General features: G+C 50.2%; 1 protein-coding gene. It reads right to left on the bottom strand.

The features are described 5' to 3' along the window. Positions 1-9: 9 nt before the first annotated feature. A partial coding sequence (locus tag AC3XQU_RS24830) for a rhodanese-like domain-containing protein (RefSeq protein ID WP_489876755.1) occupies positions 10-237 on the bottom strand: 228 nt, incomplete at its 5' end.

The raw sequence follows: 237 nt of genomic DNA, 5'->3' as shown, positions 1-237 counted from the left end.
GATCTGCGACTATTCAAACGCAGGGAGGCTTGGCGTAGCGACTGCCTTAGCCTCTGCTACCCAAGCATCAAAGCCTCCAGCGATAGAAGACACATTGACGTAGCCCATCTCACCCAGAGCTAAGGCAGAAAGAGTAGCTCTTCCGCTCGTTTTGCAATAAAGAATTATCTTTAAGTCTCGGATAGCGAGTTCTGGTGTGCTGCTAAGCCTGAACTCCAAAATCCCGCGCGGAATGTT

Source organism: Telluria sp. AZSoR62 (genome assembly GCF_058111565.1).
This window is presented reverse-complemented; position numbering and strand designations above follow the sequence as displayed.